General features: G+C 76.0%; 21 protein-coding genes. 3 read left to right on the top strand and 18 right to left on the bottom strand.

Going from position 1 to position 21,029, the window contains the following annotated elements:
- The 13 genes from ACFU9E_RS15715 to ACFU9E_RS15655 all read right to left on the bottom strand — a co-directional run.
- On the bottom strand, nt 1–1,250 hold a 1,250-nt coding region (locus ACFU9E_RS15715; protein WP_380715056.1), incomplete at its 3' end, for a LysM peptidoglycan-binding domain-containing protein.
- Nucleotides 1,250–1,726: a hypothetical protein gene (locus tag ACFU9E_RS15710; protein WP_380689067.1), complete on the bottom strand. Its 477-nt coding sequence runs from the start codon at nt 1,724–1,726 to the stop codon at nt 1,250–1,252. The genes ACFU9E_RS15710 and ACFU9E_RS15715, both read right to left, overlap by 1 nt.
- Before the next feature lie 158 nt (nt 1,727–1,884).
- Nucleotides 1,885–2,400 (bottom strand): TadE/TadG family type IV pilus assembly protein, encoded by a 516-nt coding sequence (locus tag ACFU9E_RS15705; protein ID WP_380689070.1) that lies wholly within the window; start codon nt 2,398–2,400, stop codon nt 1,885–1,887.
- Nucleotides 2,397–2,774, bottom strand: coding sequence for a TadE/TadG family type IV pilus assembly protein (locus ACFU9E_RS15700; RefSeq protein WP_380689072.1), 378 nt, complete (start codon nt 2,772–2,774; stop codon nt 2,397–2,399). The genes ACFU9E_RS15705 and ACFU9E_RS15700 overlap by 4 nt, the downstream gene beginning before the upstream one ends.
- A gap of 41 nt (nt 2,775–2,815) precedes the next feature.
- Nucleotides 2,816–3,094, bottom strand: coding sequence for a hypothetical protein (locus tag ACFU9E_RS15695; protein WP_380689074.1), 279 nt, complete (start codon nt 3,092–3,094; stop codon nt 2,816–2,818).
- A 63-nt stretch (nt 3,095–3,157) separates the two neighbouring features.
- The gene (locus tag ACFU9E_RS15690) at nt 3,158–4,036 is read right to left on the bottom strand and encodes a hypothetical protein (RefSeq protein WP_380689076.1); all 879 of its coding nucleotides are present in this window, start codon (nt 4,034–4,036) and stop codon (nt 3,158–3,160) included.
- The gene (locus tag ACFU9E_RS15685) at nt 4,033–5,073 is read right to left on the bottom strand and encodes a type II secretion system F family protein (RefSeq protein ID WP_380715054.1); all 1,041 of its coding nucleotides are present in this window, start codon (nt 5,071–5,073) and stop codon (nt 4,033–4,035) included. The genes ACFU9E_RS15690 and ACFU9E_RS15685 overlap by 4 nt, the downstream gene beginning before the upstream one ends.
- Nucleotides 5,070–6,716 (bottom strand): CpaF family protein, encoded by a 1,647-nt coding sequence (locus ACFU9E_RS15680; RefSeq protein WP_380689266.1) that lies wholly within the window; start codon nt 6,714–6,716, stop codon nt 5,070–5,072. The genes ACFU9E_RS15685 and ACFU9E_RS15680 overlap by 4 nt, the downstream gene beginning before the upstream one ends.
- Entirely contained in the window at nt 6,706–7,989 is a 1,284-nt protein-coding gene (locus ACFU9E_RS15675; RefSeq protein ID WP_380689267.1) for a hypothetical protein, read from the bottom strand. The genes ACFU9E_RS15680 and ACFU9E_RS15675 overlap by 11 nt, the downstream gene beginning before the upstream one ends.
- Nucleotide 7,990: 1 nt before the next feature.
- Complete coding sequence (locus tag ACFU9E_RS15670) at nt 7,991–8,920, bottom strand: SAF domain-containing protein (RefSeq protein WP_380715052.1); 930 nt, start codon at nt 8,918–8,920, stop codon at nt 7,991–7,993.
- 64 nt (nt 8,921–8,984) lie between these two features.
- Complete coding sequence (locus ACFU9E_RS15665; RefSeq protein ID WP_380688130.1) at nt 8,985–9,929, bottom strand: hypothetical protein; 945 nt, start codon at nt 9,927–9,929, stop codon at nt 8,985–8,987.
- Nucleotides 9,923–10,402, bottom strand: coding sequence for a hypothetical protein (locus ACFU9E_RS15660; RefSeq protein ID WP_380688132.1), 480 nt, complete (start codon nt 10,400–10,402; stop codon nt 9,923–9,925). Before ACFU9E_RS15660 ends, ACFU9E_RS15665 begins: the two co-directional genes overlap by 7 nt.
- Before the next feature lie 282 nt (nt 10,403–10,684).
- On the bottom strand, nt 10,685–11,587 hold the full coding sequence (locus ACFU9E_RS15655) for a hypothetical protein (protein ID WP_380688134.1): 903 nt from the start codon (nt 11,585–11,587) through the stop codon (nt 10,685–10,687).
- Nucleotides 11,588–11,990: 403 nt separating this feature from the next.
- Between ACFU9E_RS15655 and ACFU9E_RS15650 the strand changes: the two genes are divergently transcribed.
- The 3 genes from ACFU9E_RS15650 to ACFU9E_RS15640 all read left to right on the top strand — a co-directional run bounded on the left by ACFU9E_RS15650 (nt 11,991) and on the right by ACFU9E_RS15640 (nt 14,631).
- Nucleotides 11,991–12,422, top strand: a complete 432-nt coding sequence (locus tag ACFU9E_RS15650; RefSeq protein WP_380688136.1) for a pyridoxamine 5'-phosphate oxidase family protein — start codon at nt 11,991–11,993, stop codon at nt 12,420–12,422.
- A 253-nt stretch (nt 12,423–12,675) separates the two neighbouring features.
- A complete protein-coding gene (locus tag ACFU9E_RS15645) occupies nt 12,676–13,128 on the top strand; it encodes a MaoC family dehydratase (protein WP_350564017.1) in 453 nt (150 codons plus the stop codon).
- A gap of 315 nt (nt 13,129–13,443) precedes the next feature.
- Nucleotides 13,444–14,631: an MBL fold metallo-hydrolase gene (locus ACFU9E_RS15640; protein ID WP_380715060.1), complete on the top strand. Its 1,188-nt coding sequence runs from the start codon at nt 13,444–13,446 to the stop codon at nt 14,629–14,631.
- A gap of 25 nt (nt 14,632–14,656) precedes the next feature.
- Here ACFU9E_RS15640 and ACFU9E_RS15635 read toward each other — a convergent pair whose 3' ends face one another.
- The 5 genes from ACFU9E_RS15635 to ACFU9E_RS15615 all read right to left on the bottom strand — a co-directional run bounded on the left by ACFU9E_RS15635 (nt 14,657) and on the right by ACFU9E_RS15615 (nt 20,988).
- Complete coding sequence (locus tag ACFU9E_RS15635; protein WP_380715050.1) at nt 14,657–15,607, bottom strand: DUF389 domain-containing protein; 951 nt, start codon at nt 15,605–15,607, stop codon at nt 14,657–14,659.
- 63 nt (nt 15,608–15,670) lie between these two features.
- The gene (locus ACFU9E_RS15630; RefSeq protein WP_380687108.1) at nt 15,671–16,030 is read right to left on the bottom strand and encodes a hypothetical protein; all 360 of its coding nucleotides are present in this window, start codon (nt 16,028–16,030) and stop codon (nt 15,671–15,673) included.
- Nucleotides 16,031–16,086: 56 nt separating this feature from the next.
- Entirely contained in the window at nt 16,087–16,635 is a 549-nt protein-coding gene (locus tag ACFU9E_RS15625) for a TetR/AcrR family transcriptional regulator (RefSeq protein WP_380687110.1), read from the bottom strand.
- A gap of 193 nt (nt 16,636–16,828) precedes the next feature.
- Complete coding sequence (locus ACFU9E_RS15620; protein WP_380687112.1) at nt 16,829–19,573, bottom strand: DUF6493 family protein; 2,745 nt, start codon at nt 19,571–19,573, stop codon at nt 16,829–16,831.
- Nucleotides 19,570–20,988, bottom strand: coding sequence for an SWIM zinc finger family protein (locus ACFU9E_RS15615; protein WP_380687115.1), 1,419 nt, complete (start codon nt 20,986–20,988; stop codon nt 19,570–19,572). Before ACFU9E_RS15615 ends, ACFU9E_RS15620 begins: the two co-directional genes overlap by 4 nt.
- Nucleotides 20,989–21,029 lie beyond the last annotated feature (41 nt).

Below are 21,029 nucleotides of genomic sequence, written 5' to 3'. Positions count from 1 at the left end.
GGCGCCTGGGTGCCCGGCGCGGGCGGCGGCGGGGTCGGGGCGGGCGGCGGGGCCTGCTCCGCGGTCGGCGCGGGCGCCTGGTCGGCGGCCGGCGCCGGGGCGGGAGCGGGGGTCGGGGCGGGCGTACCGGGCAGGGTGAGCACCATGCCCGGCGCCACGACGTCCGGATCGGTGAGCCGCTCGCCGTCCGGCGCCTGGGCGCCCTTGTTGGCCTCGAACAGCTGCGGCCAGGCCTCGGCGTCCCCCATCGCCCGCTCGGCGATGGCCGAGAGGCTGTCGCCCTCCTTGACGGTGACGGTGCCGCCGCCCTGGGCCGCACCGCCGGCACCGCCGGACGCACCGGTCTGCGGCGTCCCGGCCGGGGCCTGGGCCGGTGCGGGCGCGGGGGCCGGGGCCGCGTCGGGCTTGGCGTCCGCCGGCATCAGCAGCTTCCACCCGGGATGGATCGGCCGGTCCGCGTCGAACCGGGTTCCCGAATCGTCCATCGTCCGGCCGTCGTTGAGCTTGGCGATCTCCGTCCACCGCTCCCCGGAGCCCAGTTGGCGCTCGGCGATGGACCAGAGGCTGTCGGCGGGCCGGCTGTCGCGCACCGTGTAGCTCGCCTGCGCGTCGGCGGCGGGCGCGATCGACGGCGCGTCCTGCGCGGCCGTCAGCGCGGCGCGCTGCACACCGGCGGTCGCCTGGGCCGTCGCGGCGGTGGCCGACGGCACGTGCTCGGCGGTGGCCGCGAAGGCCCCGCCGGCCACCGGCAGCAGGGCGATCACCGCGCCGACCAGACCGGCCGCGGCCCGCTGGCTCCAGCCGAAGGCCGGGATCCGCCGGGCCACCCGGCCGCGCAGCTGCGCCGGGATCTCCAGCAGCACGGAGAGCGCGAAGCAGGCCCAGCCGATCCAGCCGACCACGACCAGCAGCCACAGGAACAGCCGCCCGTCGTCGGGGCTGGTCAGCAGCGAGCCGACGCCGTCGGGGGCGATCGGGCCCATGTCGGCCACCGCCCCGGTGCCGTACAGCAGCAGCGCGGGGACGCCGACGAGCAGGCCGAGCAGGGTGATCAGGGCCGCGAGCGCGGCGAGCACGGCGCCGCCCCGGCCGCGCCCGCCGCCGCCCCGGCCACCGCCGCCGCCCCGGCCACCGCCGCCCGCCCGATGGGACGGCCGCGACGCCGGCCGACGGCCGGACGCGGGGGTGGTGGGCACACCCCGGGCCGGACGCCCGGCACGGGTCTGGTCCTTGACGCGTGGCGCGGCCATCAGTCGGTCTCCGCTTCCTTGACTCCGTGGACGAGGGTGGCTCTCCCCTTGCCCGTGACCTTCCGCTTCGCGAGCTCGCCCAGCATGACGGGGCGGAACTCGGCCTGCACCGTGATCTCGACGGTGGCGCCGCCGTCCAGGAAATCCACCTTGGAGGTGCTCAGGCCGTACAGCTTGAGGTAGCCGTTGGCCGCCTCCTCGACGTACGCCCGCTTCACCTTGTACCCCTGGCCCTGCAACAGGGCCGCCTCGTCGAGCTGTTGACCACCCACCCGGGCGGCCTCCTGGGCGTAGCCGTCCACCTGCTCCGCCAGCCGCAGCTTGCCGCCGGCGTCGATGACCAGCGCGATGACCAGCACCACGTAGCCCGCGCACATGGCGACGAAGATCGACAGCGCGCCCCGGTCGTCACGCCCGCCGAGCGGCCCGCCGAGCCGGGCGCGGCGGAACCACCGCACCGCGCGTCCGCGTGCCATGGCGTTCCCTCCCCACCGGTCCGTCCGCCCTCCCCCGGGCGCCCTCCGCATGCGTCTCCCCCGCCCGACGGCTCCCCAACCCCCGTCCGGCCCGCTCGTGCTCACGACCCCGTCACCACCCGACCCACGACCTGACACATCTCCACCCCGTCCACGCCTCACTGGCCCCGGTACCGGTCGACCACCGAGACGAACCAGCCGGTGAGCGTCTTCGTCAGCGGCACGTCCGGCCCGCCGATCAGATCGCCCAGGCCGACCTCGCACCGCACCGTCACCTCGACCGTCGCCAAGGTCGCCCCGTGGCTGACCAGTTCACCGTGCCGGACCTCCACCTTGCTGGTCCGGCAGTGCACGCCCTGCTGCTCCATGGCGTGCTCGGCGGCGGCCTTCGCCGCGCCGTCCATCCCGTCGACGCTGCGCGCCAGCGACGCCGTCCGGGCGGCGGAGCGCGCCGCCGCCTCCACCGTGCCGCCGGCGGTCTGCACCCGGCCCGCCGCGACCGCGACCAGGATCAGCGCGACCACGGCGGGCGCGATGATCGCCGCTTCGACTGCGGTGCTCCCGCCGTCGCTCCGGCGCGCCGCCCGGGTGGGGCGGCGGACGGTGAACCGCCGCACCCACCCGGCCGGCCGCCCTGCCGAGCGCGCGGCCCGGTACCGCGCCCGGGCGCTCACGGCTTCCCCTCCGTCGGCGGGACGAAGCGCTCGCGCGGCGCCTCGGCGAACTGGGTCACGGTCGGAGGCGTGATGAACGGCACGATCACCGGCGCCTTCACCTCCACGGTGACCCGGATCAGCACCGGCGAACTGCCGTCCGTGACGACCCGGTGGTCCGTGTCCCCCTGCCGGTCGAGGAAGTCCCCGGCCTGCCGGCGCGCGGCCTCGTTCTTCTGCTCGTCGGTCCGGTTCCCCTGGATCCGCCCGGCGTCCACGCCCTCGCGGGCGGCGCTCAGCGCGAGCTGGCGGTGGTACCACCACAGCCCGGTCTGGGCGACGGCCAGGACCAGGATCAGGACGACCGGGAAGACGATGGCCAGACTCAGGCTCATCGACCCTCGGTCGGGACGGCGGAGGCGACGGCGGAGGATCATCAGGTGGCCGCACCACCGTGCGGGTAGTTCGGGTTCTCCTCGACCTTCTTGACGACGTTGTCCTTCAGGTTGACCAGCGCGACCGTCACCAGGCCCGCGATGAACACCAGGGCGATGACGGCCAGCGCGAGCTCGATGCTGATCGCGCCCTTGTCACCGCGCGCCCGGGCGGCCTTGGCACGGCCCATCCGGAAGTGGAACAGCATCAGGGCGAACTGGAACGGCAGCAGCATGGTGCCCGCCAATCGTCCGGCCAGTGACTTGAGGTGATGGTTCATCGGGTTCTCCCAGGGTGAGGTGTGGTGACGGAGGCGCTGACCTCCGCGACGGGACGGGACGGTTCAGTTGAGCATCTTGTAGAGCGCGGGGAAGATGATCAGAAGGGTCATCAGCAGGGTCAGGGCGGAGCCCGGCGCGACCATCCGCTCGCTGTCGGCGTTGGCCCTGGCGAGGTCCTCGGCCATCAGCTCGCCGCGCAGGCCCTTGGCGCGGGCCCGCAGCGTGTCGTAGACGGCGGCCCCGTCGGTGCCCGAGATCCGCATGATGTCGGCCAGGTCCTGGAGCGGGGTGAGGCCCAGTTCCACGGCCAGCGTGTCCAGTCCGGCCCACGGCGGCAGCCGGTCGGTGGCGGCCCGGTCCAGCGCGTCGCGGATCCGGCGGAACACCGCGCCCCGCCCGACCGCGGCGGCCCGGCGCAGCGCCTCGGCCGGGCCGAGGTCGGCGGCCCGTTCCATCGCGACCAGCTCCAGGTAGGCGGCGATGCCGTGCAGGTACTCGACCCGCGCCTCCTTTGCCTCGCCGCGCACGATCGCGTCCGGGACGAACCAGAGCATCGCGGCCAGCAGCGGCCCGACCAGCAGCGGCAGCGCGAACGGCAGGCTCAGGTCCATCAGCAGGGCCGCCACCACCAGGTACGGCGGCAGCACCAGCCCGAGCAGGGCGAACAGCAGCTTGTGCGCCATGAACCGGGCCGGGGTACGGCCGATCAGGGCGAGTTCCCGCTCGGGTACGCGCACCCAGCGCAGGCCGATCGAGCGCTCGCCGATCCGGTCGAACCAGCGCGGCCGCTCGTCAGGGTCGACCGGGCGCTCGGCCGGGGTGCGGTGCAGCCGGTCCAGCGCCTGGCCCAGGTCGGGCGGCGCGGGCCGGAGTTCGGCGATCAGCATGGCGACGCCGCCGGCCGCCACGGCACCGGCCAGTACGGACCACGGGGAGATCATCGCGCCTCCCCGAACAGTCGCACGCCGCCGTCGGCCCCGGTCACCGCGCCGGGCTCGGAGCCCGTGCCCGCGCCGTCCGCGCCGAGGGCGGCCGGGCCGCCCTCGGCGCGGCGGCGCAGCAGCCGCCGGTCGGTCCGGCTGCGCCGGTCCGCCTCCAGCAGCCGCGGCACCGGCGGGTACGAGGCCAGCGCCCGCATCCAGGCGATCACCCCGACGAACAGCGCGCAGACGATGCCGAGCACGATCTGCCCGAGCACGGTGCTGTACGGGCGGGTGTACTCGGTGTTGAACGAGCCCACCACCACGACCAGCAGGATGATGCCGACCAGCCAGCGGATGGTGGTGCGGTGCTTGGCCCGGTCGGCCTCGATGGTGCGCCGCTGGCGGACCTCCTCGCGCACCGACTCGGCCATGTCGGCCAGCGCCCGGGCCAGACCCGGTCCGCTGTCCCCGGCCCGCAGCAGCAGCGCGGCGAGCACCTTGTCGGCGGTGGCGTCGGCCATCGCGTCGGCGAACAGGCGCAGCGCCTCCTCCGGCCGCCAGCGGGCCTGCAGCCGGGCGGCCAGCTCGCCGACCTCGGCCTCGATCGCGGCGGGCGCGGTGCGCCGGCTGGTGACGATCGCCTGGTTGAGGCCGACGCCGAGCAGCAGCACGTCGGCGATCCGCTGGGTCCACTCGGAGAGCGCCTCCAGCCGCTCGATCCGGTCGGTGTCCGAGCGGGTGGCGTCGAACAGCCAGGGCAGCCCGAACACCGCCAGCGGCACCAGCAGCACGCTCAGCGGGATGCCGGTGAACAGCCAGCCGAGCGGCGCCCCGATCAGCGCGATCGGCAGCTGGATGCGGCGGATCCGGGCGACCCGGTGTGAGGCGGTGCCGGGCGCGCCGTACCAGAACACGTGCAGCCGGGAGGCCAGCGGGTTGAGCTCCGCCGCCTCCTCCGCCCCCTCCTCGGCCGGCTCGCCGCCGCGTGCCCAGAGCACCAGGACGACCAGGCCGGCCGCGAGGGCCAGTCCGCAGAGCACGAAGAGCGGCATCATCGGGCCCCACCGCCGATCCGCAGGTGCAGCGGGGCGGCCCAGGCGCCGTACCGGGAGCCGAGCAGCGCGGCGTCGAAACCGGCCCGGCGCAGGTCGTCCAGGCACTGCGGCGGGGTGTGCGGGACGGCGCGCGGCTCGCCGAGGTCGGGGCGCGGCCCGAACACGGTGTTCAGCGCCGGCCGGCCGCTCTCGCCGAGGCCGGCGACCTCCAGGACGTGCGAGACGAAGCGGTGCCGGCGGCCGCCGACGGCCGTCTCGTCGACCATCGCCACGTGCACGATGAGGTCGACCGCGTTGGCGGTGAGCCGGTAGGCGAGCGCGTCGGTCATGTGCGAGCCGTACTCCAGGCAGAGTTCCGCGATGCGGTCGACGACCATGTGCGGGCCGCGCGCGTGCAGGGTGCACATCGAGCCGCCCTCGCCGTTGGTCATGACACGCAGCATGGGGACGACCTCGCCGGAGCGGACCTCGCCGACGATGATCCGCGAGAGCGTCATCCGCAGCGCGGCCGGGATGAGGTCGCCGATGGTCAGTTCGCCCGCCGAACGCCCGTCCACCCGTTCGCCGTTGCCCTCACGGGCCTCCATCGGGACGACCTGGCGCAGGTGGCCGAGGGTGTGCAGCCAGAGCTCGAACTCCGACTCCAGGGTGCCGATCCGCTCGTCCGGCGGGATCTCGGCCGCCATCGCGCGCAGCAGGCTGGTCTTGCCGACGCCCTGGGTGCCGGTGATCATCACGTTCTTGCGGGCCCGGATGGCCGAGGCCAGGAACTCGGCCAGGGTGGTGTCCAGGGTGCCGAGCCGGACCATCTCGGGCAGCGTCGCCGAGGCCACCCGGTGCCGGCGGATCGCCACGTACGGGCGGGGGGTGACCTCGGTGAGCGCCTGGAGGCGCATGCCGCCCTCCAGGCGCAGGGCGAGGGTCGGGCTGGCGGTGGACAGGGTGCGCTCGCCGCCGCCGTGCTGGCGGGCGAGGTCCTGGAGCAGCTCGACGAGTTCGGCGTCGCTGTCGGCGACCGGCGGGACCTGGCGCAGCGGCTGGTGCACCCGGGAGATCCAGACGTCGTCGCAGCCGTTGATCAGGATGTTCTCGATCTCCGGGTCGTCGAGGTAGGGCTGGAGCCGCCCGGCCCGGAACAGCAGGTCGAAGACGGCCTCGGCGAGCGCGCGGTCCTGGTCCCGGGTCGGCGGGATGCCGTGGGTCTGCGCGTAGGCGTCGGACCAGCGGGCGACGGCCTCCTCGATCAGCGCGCGGCCGCGCTGGCGGCGGGTGGCGCGGTCCGGCTCGGTGCCGGAACCGGCGGTCAGCCGGGTGATCTGCTGGTGCAGTTCGGCGGCCACCTGGCGCTTGATCTCGCGCGCGACCTGCGGGTCGACGGCCGCCCGGGTGCCGGCGCCGCGCAGGTCGAGCGAGGGCAGCTGGGAGGGGACGGCGGTGGGGCCCTGGGGCTGTGCCTGGGTCTGGGCCTGGGCCTGGGCCTGTACGTGGGCCGCGGCGGCCTGCGGCTGCGGCTGTGCCGGCGGCTGGCCGGACGGGGTGACCCGGCCGGGTGTCAGCGGTTGGACCGGGCCGGGCAGCGGCGTCGTCCAGGGCAGCGCCGCAGGGTCGGTGGCGGGCTGCTGGTGCAGCGGGCTACCGCGCACGGAGCACCTCCCCGTCGACGGGCTCGTGGTGGTGGGGCTGGGCCGCCGGGGACGGCTGCTGTCCCGGGTACGCCTGCGCGTTCGGGTACGGCTGCGGGCCCGGGTGCGCGTTCGGGTACGGCTGGGCGGCGGCGTCCGCGCCCGGGTGCGGCGGCGCGCCGTGCCCGGGGAACGGCGCCGGGGCGGCCGGCTGCGGCGCCAGGCCGGCGAGCGGCGCCACCGGCCCGGTGGTGATCACCGGCGGCACCGGGCCGTAGGGCTGCTGCTGCGGCTGTTGGTGCTGAGGCTGTTGCTGTGGCTGATGCTGCGGCTGCGGCTGGGGCTGGTACTGGTACGACGGCCCGGACGGCGCCGCGGGCTGCGTCGGCCCGACCGGCCCGACCGGCCCCGGGTGGGCGTAGTCGTACCCGGCGGCGGCCGGGACGGCCGGTCCCGGCGCCGGGGCCGGCGGCGTCGCCGTGAGCTGGGCGGGCTGCGCCTGGGCGGGCGCGAGCCGCTGCCGCCGCCGGCGGACCGTCAACTGGATCTCGTCCGCCGCCGAACGTGCCGTCCGCATCAGCTCCGAGCGGATGAACCGCCGGTCGGTGACGTCCCCGCCGTCCGACAGCACCCGGGCCGTGCGCTGCGCGTGCGGCAGCGTCCCCAGCACCGGCAGCCCGAGCTCCCGGGACACCTCGGCCCCCGAGTACGGCCCCTCGGTGATCAGCAGCAGGCCCAGCGCGTCCGAGCCGGTGCCCGCCGTGGCGAGGTCCTCGGCCAGCGCGGCCAGCCGGGGCCGGACGGCGCTCAGCCCGCGCAGGGTGGTGCGCACCGTGGCGGCGACCACGTCCGCCCGGCGGGCCAGCACCGCGCTGGTGCCGCTCGCGCCGGAGCGGCCGAGGTCGAGGATCACGTCGTAGCCCTGCGGCTCCAGCCCGCGCAGCACCTCCACCAGCGGCTCCCAGGTGTAGGCGAGGCCGGGGGCCTGGACCGGGTCGGTGAGGCCGGGCAGCAGCAGGCGCTCGGCGTTGCCGTCCGGCGAGATGTCGATCAGCTGCTCCCAGAGGGCCTGGGCGAGCAGCCCGCGCCGGTCGGCCACCGCGAGGTTGCGCAGCCCGTAGACCGCCTCGACCCGGCCCTCCAGGGCACCGGCCAGGACGGCACCGCCGTCCGGGTCGCACTCGACGAGCAGGATGCGGCGGCCGGGCTGCAGCGGCCAGGCCAGCAGCAGCGCCAGCGCCGTCGTGGTCGCGCCGGGTGCCCCCGGAGCGCCGACCACCGCGATGACGGCCATGTCAGTTCCCACCCGCCCCGGTCGGGGCACCGGCCGCCGGCGTCGCGGGACGGCCGGCGGCGGGGACCCCGGAGGCCGGGGCACCGGCGGCGGCGGCCGACGGCGTACCGGCGGCCGAGGCGCCGGAGGCCGCGGCCCCGGTGGCCGGTGCGCCCGTTGCCGGTGCGCCCGTGGCGGGAGCGCCCGCCGAAGGAGCGCCCGCCGCGGGAGCCGGCGCGCCGGCCGCCGCACGCGGCGCCACCACCACCTGGATCCGCCCGGTGGCCACCCACGCGGCGAGCTTGCCGGCGTCCGCCTGGTCGACCACGGCGTCGAAGACCTGGCTGCCGTCGGTGTCCACCCGGCCCACGGTGTAGACGGTGGCGGCCAGCGTCTCGGCCCGCGAGCCGTCCGGGGTGTAGACGATGATCACCGGCTGGCCCGACTGGAGCCGGGTGGCCGGCAGCTGGGTGCGCCGGGCCGAGACGCCGACCAGCAGCTGCCCGGGGTTGAGGACGAGCGACTGCGCGAGGTCGGACTTGGTCAGCAGCCCGCCCCGGTGGAGGTCGGTAGTGGCCCGCATCCCGATCGCCTTGGTCCGGTCGGCGGCGTCCAGCGGCTTGAGTGCCGGGTCGCTCGCGATCCGGACGACCACCAGGTCGGACTCGCTCAGCACCTGCCCCCACGGCACGTCGCGGGCGAGCGCCAGCACCGCGACCCGCTGACCGGTGCTGTTGTACAGCACCGCGCCGCCGAGCCCGCCGGCCGCTATCAGCGCCACCGCCATCGCCAGCACGGCGGGGCGCCGGCGCCGCGCGCCGAGCGTCCGCCCGGGCGTGCGCGGCGCCCCGCGCCGCTGCTCCGGCACGGCCGCCGGGGCGGTCGCGGCGGTGGCCGCGGTCGCCGTGGCGGACGCGCCGGGGCCGGGCGTGGCAACTGTACGGTTCTCCACCGGGCTTCGGCCTTCCTCGGATCGTTCGTCGGGGTGTGTTGTGCGTGCCGCCGTGTCCGGCGGGCTAGTTGAGGACCTGGACCTCGGCGACCCGGTAGCTGACGTTCCGCACGTAGACCCGGATCTCGATCGGATTGATCTTCGTACCGTCGGACACCGTCACGTCGTTCATCCACACGACCTCGACGTCGCCGGTGAACAGGCCGTTCTTCTTGGTGCCCGAGCCGGTCTTGAAGACGTGGCCGCAGGTGGGCGACGGGCCGGCGCCGTACTTGACGTCGTACGGGGTGCCGACCGCGGCGGCGCCCTTGCAGGTCACGCTGGTCCCGTCGCCGAGGTCCCACTTCACCGAGGCCACCCGGGGGGTGACCGTCACCGTGAGGCTGCCGGCGTGGAGCGGTTCCGTGGCCGGCTTCTTCGGGTCCGCCAGCCAGAGCCAGACGTTCCCGCCCACCACCGGGTCCTTCTTGGGGGCGACCCCCAGCTCCGGAGGTTTGAACTCCAGCCTGTCCTTGACGTACGCGGCTGCCATCGCCTTCGGGTCCGGCGGCGCGGGCACCGGCGCCTGGGCGAGGAACCTCGCGGCGGGCGCACCGATCGTGCCGTCGGCGAAGCGGCAGGTCACGTTGTAGACCGCCCCGTCCTCGGGCTTGTGGTTCTCCCAGCGCGCGTCCCCGGCCTCGGGCTGCGGGTTGAGGAGCCGGTAGTAGCAGCCGTCGCCGGCGCTGAACCAGCCCAGCTCCGGGTCGCTGCAGGCGAAGACCTGGTCGTTCCAGCTGCAGAGCTGCGGCCCCGAGGCGCCGCCGCCTCCCCCTCCTCCGCCGCCGCCCGAAGGAGGCGGGGTGCTGCCGCCGTGGCCGCCACCCGTGCAGATGACGGTGATCTCGCAGTGGGTGGCGCCCCCCGTGTCCGCGGGGGTGGGATCGGCCGCCGCAGGACCCGCCGGCGCCAGGAGCAATCCGGCGAACAGCGGCGTGCCGATGACCAATCGCCGTACCGGTTTCAGCATGTGCGTCCCACCTCCCGCTTGAACTCGTTGATCAGCCAGCGCGTCTGGAACAGTCGCAGGGAAACGGTCGCCACGTACCGGTTGAGCCGGTCGGGCGGATCCTTCACCGTGAGCGTGACGGCGTCCGCCTGGTGCCACCCGGACACGTCCAGGCAGTCCTCGATCACGGCGGTGTTCGGATCTGCGGTCAGGTCGACGGACTTCACCACCGCGGAAGTCCGCGGTTCACCCGTCATCACGAGTTTGGCTTCGTGCAACTGACGGAGATTCACCAGTGCCTCGGTCAGCGCCTTCCCCGAGGCGAAGGTGCCGAATCCGGAGCCGTCCGAGTCGGCCTGTCCGAACGCCTCCGCCTGAGCCCGCCACCAGTCCTGATAGGTACTCAGAGCCGATCTGGCGGCGGCCCCTTCAGGGCCGTCGGTCGGCGCGTTCCCGACGTTTGCGGAACCACCCGAAGGAGGGAGCGCGCTCACCCCCGCCACCGTGGGCGCATTCGTCCCCAGGCGATCGGTGGAACCATCGGCCCCGCTGCTCGCGCAACCGCCCAGCAGCAACGCCAGAACCAGCCCTCCGGCCCCAACGGCCCCAGGGCGCAACACAATTCCGCGCTGCCGCATCGCCCCACCTCGTCGCAGCCGACCCCGGGTGTGGACCGGGGCCGCCAGAAGAATTCCGCCGTACCGCCGGTGTTCCCCCGCGGGGATCGATTCTTCGCCAAACCGGGCCTTCACGGCAACACCTGAGGCCTCCTGACCTTACGCGGAAGGCGGATCCGTCGGCGCACTTTCCCGCCACAGAAGGGCCAACAGTTCCTCGGAAAGCGACAATCCGGCCAATGCCCCCCGAACCGCCGCCCGATTGCGCATCAGAAGGCGCCCGCCCTCCGGCGGTACGAGCAGGCGCACACCCGGCGCGTCGGGCTGGTTCGACGGCACACCGGCGCCACCCGCGTCGTGCGGGGCGCCGCCGTCGAGCAGCGCGCCGACGGCCGGCTGCAGTTCGTGCGGTCCGACCGCCGCGGGCGCTCCCGGCACGCCCTGGCGCAGCACCGTGGTGAGCGACCGGCTGAACGAGCCGGGGCCGCCCGGCAGGACGGCGTCCCGGCCGCGCCGGCCCGGGGTGTAGCGGCCGGGCGCGTGCCGGCCGATCCGGCCCCAGAGCGGGACGCGCGAGTAGCTGAGCAGTTCGCCCGCGCCGTCCTCGCCGCCGCCGCGCTCCAGCGCCGCCCAGGTGTCCTTGTCCGCCACCGCGTCGACCAGCAGCAGCGCCTCCTCCTGGTCGCCGTGCACCATCGCGCTGACCACCCAGTCCCAGGCCAGCCCGCGCCGGTAGGCGTTGTCGGCGGTGGAGCCCGCTGTGACCAGGGCGAGCCGGCGCCCGCGCGGATCGGCCACCAACTGGCCCACCAGGCAGACCAGCAGCCAGCGGCCCGGACGGGCGGCGGCCTCCCGGACGGCGGTGAGCATGGTGTTGGCGTCCGCGCCGGGGTCGACGACCGCGACCCGGCTGCCGGCCGCGCCGGCGTCGAAGCACATCCCCGGCAGCACCTCGGCCAGTGCGCGGGCGCCCTCGGCCGCCTGCGCGGACCCGCCGAACGCGCGGTCCGGCCCGCCGTCCGCCCCGATGACCACCAGATCGAAGCCGCTAACCACCCGCACCGCCCCCTCCTGCCCGGCCCCGGTCTTCCGGGGCCGCCGAACCGTTCCGCCATCCGCCGCGCCGTCCGCAGCGTCGTTCGCTCCGGCCCTGCCCCGCGCGCCGTCCGGCCTTCTCGGGCGGCGCCGTTCAGTTCCCGGCACGCCCGGCGTGCCCCGGTGCCACCGCCGGGCAGGCTACCGTCCCGCGCCGTCGCCGTCGGGCCCTCCGGCGGCGTTCCGGGGCCGGGTCCCACGTCCGGCCGCCGTCCGGCCGCCGTCCGATCGGCTTCCGGCCGCTCCCCGGGGCCCTCCCGCGCGGTCCTCCGCGACTCCTCCGCCGGTGCCCAGGGACGGCCGCAAGGCCCTGTCGCACAGGGACCATGGGCCCTGTCGGAGCGCGCCCGGACGCGGGACCATCGGACCCATGGACCGTGACGATCCCCTGGAGGAGCTCGGCGCGGACACGTGCCTGCGCCTGCTCAGCACCGTGCCCGTCGGACGCGTGGTGTACACCGAGCACGCGCTGCCGGCCGTACTGCCGGTCTCCTTCGAGGTCGCGCCGGACGGGCGCCTGTTGCTGGCCGTGCGCCGGGGCAGTGCGACCGCGCGCGGCCTGGACGGCACCGTGGTCGCCTTCCAGGCCGACCAGGTGGACCCGGTCACCCGGACCGGCTGGAGCGTGCTGGTGCACGGCCGGGCGGACGTCCTGCGCGACCCGGAGCTGGTCCGCCGCGCCCTGCGCTCGGGTCTGCGGCCCTGGGTCGGCGATCCGGACCCGATGTTCGTCTCACTGGTGCCCGAGCTGATCAGCGGCCGCCGGCTGACCGCGGCCGGCCGCCCCGTCCCGCACTCCTGAGCCACGCGTCCGGTCCCCGCGCCCGGGCCCGGCTCCTGGACCGCGCACCCGGACGGCGCTCCCCGACGGCGCTCCCGAACCGTACGCGTGAACCCCGCCGGCCGCCCCGGGGAACGCCGGTTCGAGGACCGTCGGCCGTTCCCGGGCCGTTCCGGGGAAGCCCCTGACAGGTGACCGACGAGTAGGCATACTCTGCGGAGTTCGCAGCAGCACCCGCACCGCCGACCGTCCCGCCTGCCCCAGGAGTGCCCCCGTGACGACCTTCGCCTCCCTCGCCGAGCTGACCGCCGCCGTCGGCACCGAGCTGGGCACCAGCCGGTGGCACACCGTCGAACAGGCCCGGATCGACCTGTTCGCCGAGGCGACCGGCGACCACCAGTGGATCCACGTCGACCCGCAGCGGGCGAAGGAGAGCCAGTTCGGCTCGACCATCGCGCACGGCTACCTCACGATGTCGATGATCCCGGTGCTGGCCAAGGAGTGCTACGGCGTCGAGGGCGTGCGGATGGCCCTCAACTACGGATCGGAGAAGGTCCGCTTCCCCGCCCCGCTGCCGGTCGGCACCGCGATCCGGGCGAAGGCCGAGCTGGTCTCCGCCACCGAGGTGCCCGGGGGCGTGCAGGCGGTGGTCCGGTTCACCATCACCAGCGCGGAGAGCGCCAAGCCGCACTGCGTCGCGGAGACGATCACCCGTTTCTACGCCTGATCACGGGGGAAGGCCCCTGGTCGGCGGAGGGCGGCCGCCGCTCGCCGGGTCCGGAGAGCCGACCGCGAGTAATCTCCGACGAGATGGTCGTCGTACCGAACCGGCGTTCTGGTCGGCACGGTCCGCGCCCCGGCATGCCAGGTATCCGTTGCCGTCCTTGGAGGTGCCGTGCCCCGCCCAGCCGCCGCCCCCCGCCCAACCGCCCCGTGGTACTCCCGCGCCCTCGGCGTGACCTCGACCCTGGCCTCCGCGGCGACGTCCGCCGCGACCTCGGCCGCGGCCTCGGCGACCTCCGCCCTGGGCGCGTCCGCCGAGCTGGCCGGACTGCCCCGGGCGGCCTGGCACCGGGTCCGGACGGACGCCTTCGGCGCCGAGCCGCGCGGCGAACGGCTGGCCCGGATCCGCCGCTCGCCCCAGTTCACCGACGGCGCCTTCCGCAACCCGGTACCGACCCGCCGGCTGGTCTCCACGCGCAGCCCGCTGGAGATCGCCCGCGCCCAGCTGGCGGCCGACCGCACCCGGCGCACGCCCGCCGGCGCCGTGCCGCTGCACCGGCTGCTCCCGGCCGACCTCGCCGAACCGCCCGCCTCCGGCCTGCGGCTCACCTGGCTCGGGCACGCCACGGTGCTCGCCGAGATCGGCGGCCGACGGGTGCTGTTCGACCCGGTCTGGGGCGAGCGCTGTTCCCCGTTCTCCTGGACCGGCCCCAAACGCCTCCACCCGGTGCCGCTGCCGCTCGCCGAACTCGGCCCGGTCGACGTGGTGGTCGTCTCCCACGACCACTACGACCACCTCGACATGGCCACCGTCCGGGCCCTGATCGGCACCGGCGCGGCCTTCGCCGTCCCGCTCGGCGTCGGGGCGCACCTGGAGCACTGGGGGGTGCCGGCCGAGCGGATCGTCGAGCTCGACTGGTGGGAGTCGGCCGAGGTGGCCGGCCTCACCCTGACCGCCACGCCCGCCCGCCACTACTGCAGCCGCGGCCCGCGCACCAGCCCGCTCTTCCTGTGGGCGTCCTGGGTGGTGGCCGGGGGCGGGCGCACCGTCTTCCACAGCGGGGACACCGGCTACTTCGCCGGTTTCACCGAGATCGGCCGCCGGCTCGGCCCGTTCGACGCGACGATGATGCAGGTCGGCGCCTACAGCGACTTCTGGCCCGACGTCCACATGACGCCCGAGGAGGGCGTACGGGCCCACCTCGACCTGCGCGGCGACGTGCTGCTGCCGATCCACTGGTGCACCTTCAACCTCGCCCCGCACCCGTGGGAGGAGCCCGCCGAACGGGTGGTCGCCGCCGCGCGGGCGCAGGGCGCGCGGCCGGCGGTGCCGCGTCCCGGCAAGCCCTTCGAGCCGGCCGAGCCGCCCGCGCTGCGGCGCTGGTGGCGGGCGGTGGCCGCGCCACCCCGGGAGGGCGCGGCGCTGGTGGTGCCGGACGGCCCGACCGGCGCGGCCGACGGGTCGCGGCCCCGGGCGGCGGCCGAGGGCGACGGCGTGCCGGTCTGAGCGGGCCGCGCCCTCGCGCTGCCGTTCAGGCGGATCCGCGGTCCGCGGCGGCCTGGCGGCGGATGCGCCGCCAGGCGCCCTGCTGCACCAGCAGCGTGAGCACCCCGGCCAGCACGATCCCCGCCATGTTCAGCAGCAGCTGGAGGCTGGAGCCCCAGAACTGCCGGAAGTCCCCGTACCCGAGGGCGACCGCCGCGTTGGCGGCGGCGGGCACCGTCGTCACCGAGATCGCCACGCCGACCAGCATGCCCGCCTTGGACGAGGTCAGGGAGAGCAGACCGGCGATGCCCGCGAGGAAGGCCACCACGAACGAGGTCGCATCGGGCTGCCAGATGAACGAGGTGTTGGGCCGCGCCCCGTCGAACCTCCCCTGGCTGAACAGCCCCAGGCCGTCCATCAGCAGCGAGAACGCCACGGTCAGCGCCATCGCCACCGCGAAACCGGCGACCAGCGCGTTCAGCGAGCGCAGCGCCGGGCGCGCGCGCCGCTGCACCAGCGCCACGCACAGCCCGGCGAGCGGCCCGAACTCGGGCCCCACCGCCATCGCCCCGACCACCAGGATCGCGCTGTCCAGCACCGCGCCGCAGGCGGCCAGCATCGTCGCCACGGTGAGGAAGGCCAGGTAGACACCGGTGAGGGTGGACTCCTCGTGGGTGATCTCGGCGACCGACTCCCACACCAGCGCGTCGGCGCCCTCGCCCGGCGCGAGCCGCTCGGCCTCGTCGGCGGCGGCCGAGAGCGTCAGCCCGACCTCCTGGACGTCGATCGCGCCCCGCTCGGTCAGCCCCGTCCCCCGCAGCCCCGCCAGCACCTCGTCCGCCGACTCGCGGGCCACGTCGCAGAGCACCACGTCCCCGGCGGGCCGGACGGCCGCGTCGGGCAGCAGGACCACATGGGTCACGCCGACGCAGTCGTCCAGGCAGGTCAGCACGGTGTCGCGCAGGTCGACGGGGACGATCAGACGCAGGTGCAGCACGGGTGCTCCGGACGGGCGAGGCGGTGGGGGGTTCCGCTCACCCTAGACGGGCGGACCGCCCCGTCAGGCGGCGGGCCGCTTGGCGTGCTCGACGAGGTCGACGGTGGCGCGCGGGTCGTCGACCTCCACGATCAGCCGGCTGTAGCGCTCGTCGGCGAGTTCTATCACCACGGCCTTGGCGGGGTTCTTGACGTCCCAGAAGACCCACTCGCCGCCCGAGCGGAAGGTGCCGGCGGTGATCAGCCCCGGGAAGTGGGTGCCGCCGACCTTGATCCCCTTGGGCTCCCGGAGGATCCCGGGGTCGACGGTCGCGCCCCGGACGTTGGCGAGCGGGATCTCGATGCGGCTGCGGATCGCCCAGAGCCGGTCGAGGCCCTCGATCTCGACGACGAGGTTCTGGTCGGTGGTGCTGACACGGGCCATGGAACTGTTTCCTCCCACTGATGGATGATCTGCTTCTGATCGGCGCCGGCCGAAGGTCAGCCGACGCGTTCGGCGAAGGCCAGGACCGCGTCGGGGGACGGTCCGGCGAGGCCGGCACGGGCCCGCAGCCGCAGGCCGAGGACGGTCGCGGCGAGCACCCCGGCGGTGGAGGCCGGGGTGCCGGTGGAGGTGCCGGCGGGGGTGCCGGCGGCCCGCTCGACCGCGTCGTCGAGCGCGGCCAGCCCTTCGCCGACCAGCGCACCGACCTCCGGATCGCTCCCGGCCCGCTCCACGGCGGCCGACAGCAGCAGCCCGGCGGCCGGCCCGCCGTCGAACGCGGCCACCGCCTGCGCCAGCAGCGCACCGAGCCCGTCCGCCTCCCGCAGCGCCGCCGCGAGCGGCAGCACCTCGTCGTCGAGGTGCCGGCGCAGCGCGGCGAGGTACAGCCCTCGCTTGCTTCCGAACACCTTGTAGAGGCTCCCCCGGTGCACCCCGAGCCCGGTGACGAGATCGTCCACCGAGGTCCCTTCGTACCCGCGGACGGCGAACAACTCCGCCGCCGCCCGCACAGCCTGTTCCTCGTCGAAGGCGCGTGGTCTTCCCATGCCGAGGACTCTACGAGTTTGAGAACGTCCGGTCAAGAACGATCGTTCTCAAACTCGTCCCGCTGCGGTGTCGGGGGGAGGCGGCGGTATTGGTGGTGCGTCAGGAGCGCAGATGCCGCCGGTGGGCGAACGGGCGAGCAGTGGGCCGGCGGCGAAGCCGGGCGCGAGCAGGCGCCGGCGGAGCCCGAGCGGGTCAGGGGGTGGCGAGGAGGTCGCGGAGGGTGCGGGACTCCTTCACGAGGCGGCTGGTGCCGGGGCGGGCGGCGGTGGCGGTGACCTCGGGGATCGGGCCGCGGGCGGCGCTGCGGCGGGCGGTGTCGGCGGCGAGGGCGAGGAGGTCCGCTGCACCGCGCGGCGGCTCGCCGCCGAGCAGGGACGGCAGGGCGGCGGCCAGCACGGACCAGACGGTGGCGTGGGCGCCGGTGTCGGCGGCGGCGGTCAGGGCCTGGGCGAGACGGTTGGGCTTCACGGTGCCGAGCGTCACCAGTTCGCCCAGTTCACGCCCGAGCAGGGCACCGTCCAGGTCGCCGCGGGCGGCCAGGACGAGCAGGGCGTCGACGGCGGCGGCGCGGTCCTCGGGGTGGCGGGCGCCCAGGCCGTAGGAGAGGGCGAGGTGGAGGGCGAGCCCGGCCGTGCCGCCGGCCTCGGCGAGCACGACCAGCATCCCGACGGTGCCGCGCCGGTCGCGGTCGGCGCAGTCGGCGAACCGGTCGAGCCAGCGGGCGGCCAGCTCCTCCCGGTGGTGCGGCAGCATCGCGGCCCAGTGCACGGTGGGCTCCCTGAGCCACTCGTCCGCCCGCCGCACCCGGGCCACACTGGGCTCGGTGCCCTCCAGCAGCACCCGGAACTCGGCGGCGAGCCGCTCGCGGGCCGGGCCGGCCGGGCCGGCGGTGCCGCGCTGGGTGACCACGATCCGCCGGAGCTCCTCCCACCAGCGGTCCCAGTAGCGCCGCTTGCGCTCGTACCCGGCGCCGGGCGCGAAGAGCACCCGCTCCGAGACCTGGACCGGCAGGCCGCCGTCGCGCAGCCAGGCGGCCGCCCACCGCCCGGCCGCGGAGGTCAGCCCGTCGGCCGCCGCCAGCACGGACGGGTCCGCCGTCGGGGCGGTCCGCAGCAGCGCGGCGCTGAGGTCCGCCGGGCCGGCCGTGACGCCCGCCGCCTCGTACCCGGCGAGGCGCTCCACCAGGACGGCCGCGGTGATCGCGCCGGTGGTGTCGGTCGGCGTGGCGAGCAGGTACGGCGGGACGTCGGTGGTGACCCGCTCGGCGGCCTCGCCGATCCGGGCGGCCAGTGCGTTGCCGTACTCGGTGTTGTGCGTGCCGCGCAGCGGGTTGCGGCCCTTGCTCCGGAAGACGGAGCCGGGCCGGTGCGGGTCGGCCTTCCCGGCGACCACCACGGCGAGGAACAGCGCGTCACCCGGGCCGCAGTCCCGCCAGCGGCCGACCTCCTGCCATTGGTTCACCCGCAGCACCGGCTCCAGCGCCCGCGCGAGCGCCGCCCGGTCGCGGTGGGCGTGCCGGACCAGGCCGTCCAGGACACGCTCGAAGACGGCGACGTCGGACCGCCGACCGGCCAGCAGCACCGCCAGCTCCTCGGCGACCTCCACCGGGTCGGCGAGGGGTTCGCCGAGCGGGGCGGGCACCGGGACCGGCGGCAGCAGTTCGGCCCAGGCGGTGTCGTCGTCCTCCGCCGCGCCGCCGACGGGTGCGCCGAACAGCTCGCCGGCCCGGGCGTGGTGGGCGGGGTTGAGCGCCTCGGCGGCGAGCAGCAGCTCCGGCAGCACGGCCTCGCCGGCGACCTTGAGCCGGCGGGCGACCAGGTTGAGCGCCCGTTCCTGGAGGGCGCTGTCGGGGTGGCCGAAGGCCCCGGCGGCGGCCAGCACCACCGGTCCCGACCGCTCGGGCGTGCGCTTCGCGGCCTGCTCCAGCCAGGAGAGCTGGGCGCGCACCAGCTTCTTCTCGCTGCGGAACAGCACCACCGCCGAGGCCTCGCCGAGCACCTCCGCTTCGATCAGCCCGGCCTCGTCCAGCCCGGTGAGCACCTGCTGGGCGTGGCCCGCGAGCGCCGCGGGCCCGTCGAGCAGCACCAGCAGGTCGCGGACCCGGGCCGCGTACTCCTGCGGGGTGGGCGCGAAGGCGGTCAGCACGGCGAGGAACGAGCGCTGGTCGGCGGTCTTTCCGCCGCGCACCAGCCGGGCGAGGCAGAGGTCGATCAGTTCCTCGCGACCGAAGTGCCCGGACTCGGCGAGTCCGGCGATGGCCGCCGGCCAGTTGTCACCCGATCGGGTGGTGTACGTGTTGTCGAGCGGCCAGGAGACGTCGTCGAGTTCGAACAGCCGGGGGAGCATCACGGGGGTGAAGGTGTCCGTCCGCAGCCGCTCCAGCAGGGTGGTGGCGGTGCCGCGCGGGCCGCGGTCCGCGCCGGCCGCCGAGCGCAGCCACTCGGTGACGAAGTCGTCGGAGGCCGGCACCGTGCAGCCGGTGCGCCGCACCACGCGCTCGATCAGCGGGTAGAGGTCCCAGCTCCAGCCGCTGCCGCGCTTGGCGGCGAGCCGGGCGACCACCTCGGTCTGCCACTCCACGGGCTGGGCCTCGACGACGTCGGCGAGGGCGGGGTGGCGGGCCCAGGAGCGGCCGGTGAAGTCCCGGGCGCCGATCCAGGTGGCGGCGCCCGCCGGACCGGGGTGGCAGCCGGCGCCGGCCACCAGCAGCGCGCCCATCCGTCGGTTGGCCTCCTTGGACCAGTCGCCGCGGCTGGTCCGGCGCAGTTCCTTGAGGGCCGGGAGGCAGGAGCGCCGCTCGGCCGGCCCGAGGGCGGTGAGCAGCCCCGGCACCTCGCCCGTCCGGCCCTCGCGGACCGCCGCCAGCAGGGCCTCCGCCGCGTCCGTCGCGGCGGCCGCCGCCACCGTGTCCGTGCTCTTCGCCGTTGCGGTGCTCATCGCGCCGTCCCTTCCCGAAGTCCGTCTTCCCGAAGTCCGTCGACCGCCGCGCCCCGCGCCCCGCGGACCATGTCCACCGCCAGCACGTGCTTGCACGGCCCGCGCCCGCCCCGGTACTTCGCCCACCACAGGCAGGTGCAGCCGACCGCGCCGGCCGCGTCCGTCCGCACCCGCTGGACGTGGTCGTCCACCGTGACGACGGCCGTCGCGCCGCCCTCCTCCAGCCGCACCGCCGCGGCCTCGACCAGCGCCCGGGCCGCCTTCAGCCGCGGGTTGGCCGCCTCCGCGCGCCCCGCGTCGTACGGGAGCTGCCGGTGGAAGTACGCGGCCTCGGCGACGTCGTAGCCGATCTGTCCGGCGGTGCCGAGCCGGGTCAGCGCGGCCCGCACCCGGGGCGCGGTGAGCCCGGACTGCTCGGCGAGTTCGGCGATCTCGATCCGCGGCTCCCAGGCGAGCAGCGCCGCGACCAGGTCGGCGTCCTGCTCGGCGGCGCCGGTGGCGAGCGCGCCGAGCACCCCGCCCTCGCCGCTGAAGCCCCGTGAGGCGTCCGGCGAGAGGGTGAGGGTCAGCCGCATCCCGGGCAGCTCGACCTCCCAGGCGGAGGCCGCCGGGCCGCCCCCGGCGACCGGCGGGCCGTAGACCCGCAGCGCCCGGGCGTGCCGCAGCACCCGCTGCAGGGCGGCCAGCCGCTCGGGCCCGGGCAGGCAGACCGCGCCGGGCACCGGCCGGGTGGTGGGCCGCAGCGTGCGCCCGGCCGGCACCACCCACCGCGCGACACGCGCACCGGCCCGCCCGCCGCGCGGCAGCGAGCGCAGGAAGCGGACCGCCTCGACGGCGGGCAGCTCGGCGCGCAGGTCGAACCCGGCGGCGGTGACCTGGGTCTCCGCGAAGCCGCGCAGCCAGCGCTCCGGCAGCGGGACCTTCTTCTCGACGACCGGCCCGTCGAAGGTGGTGACCTCCAGGGCGTCCGGGCCGACGGCGAGGTGCAGCGGCTCGGCGGGGCCGATCCGGGTGAGCGCCTCGCGCAGCGGGTTGTTGACGTCGACATTGGTGGTGCCGTGGCCGATCTCGTCGCCGTCCAGGCCCGCGGCGAGCACGTCGAGGCGGGCGTAGACGCCGCAGCAGCCGGAGAAGGACTCGAAGCGGAGCCGGTCGCCGTTGGCGGTGACCACCGGATCGAGCGAGGCGCGCAGCTGGGGCTGGTAGTAGCGGGCGGCGGCGACGTCGGCGACGGCGAGCAGCGCGGCGGCGGCCGGCGCGGGCTCGGCCAGGAAACCCGCGAAGAAGCGCGGATGGGCGGCCGCCCCGAGCGGGGTGGTGCCGCCGGAGGTCTCCAGGGCGAGGCGCCGGCCGGCCTCGCCGTCGAGGACGGCGGACGGGCGCAGATAGGCGTACGCGTGTGCGGATTGCGACATGCCGAGCACGTTAGGTCAGGGGACTGACAGTCGGCCTCGGC

It is taken from the genome of Kitasatospora sp. NPDC057595, from assembly GCF_042800875.1.
GTDB lineage: Bacteria > Actinomycetota > Actinomycetes > Streptomycetales > Streptomycetaceae > Kitasatospora.
The sequence above is the reverse complement of the archived record's forward strand: the minus strand, read 5'-3'. Positions and strand labels throughout refer to the sequence as shown.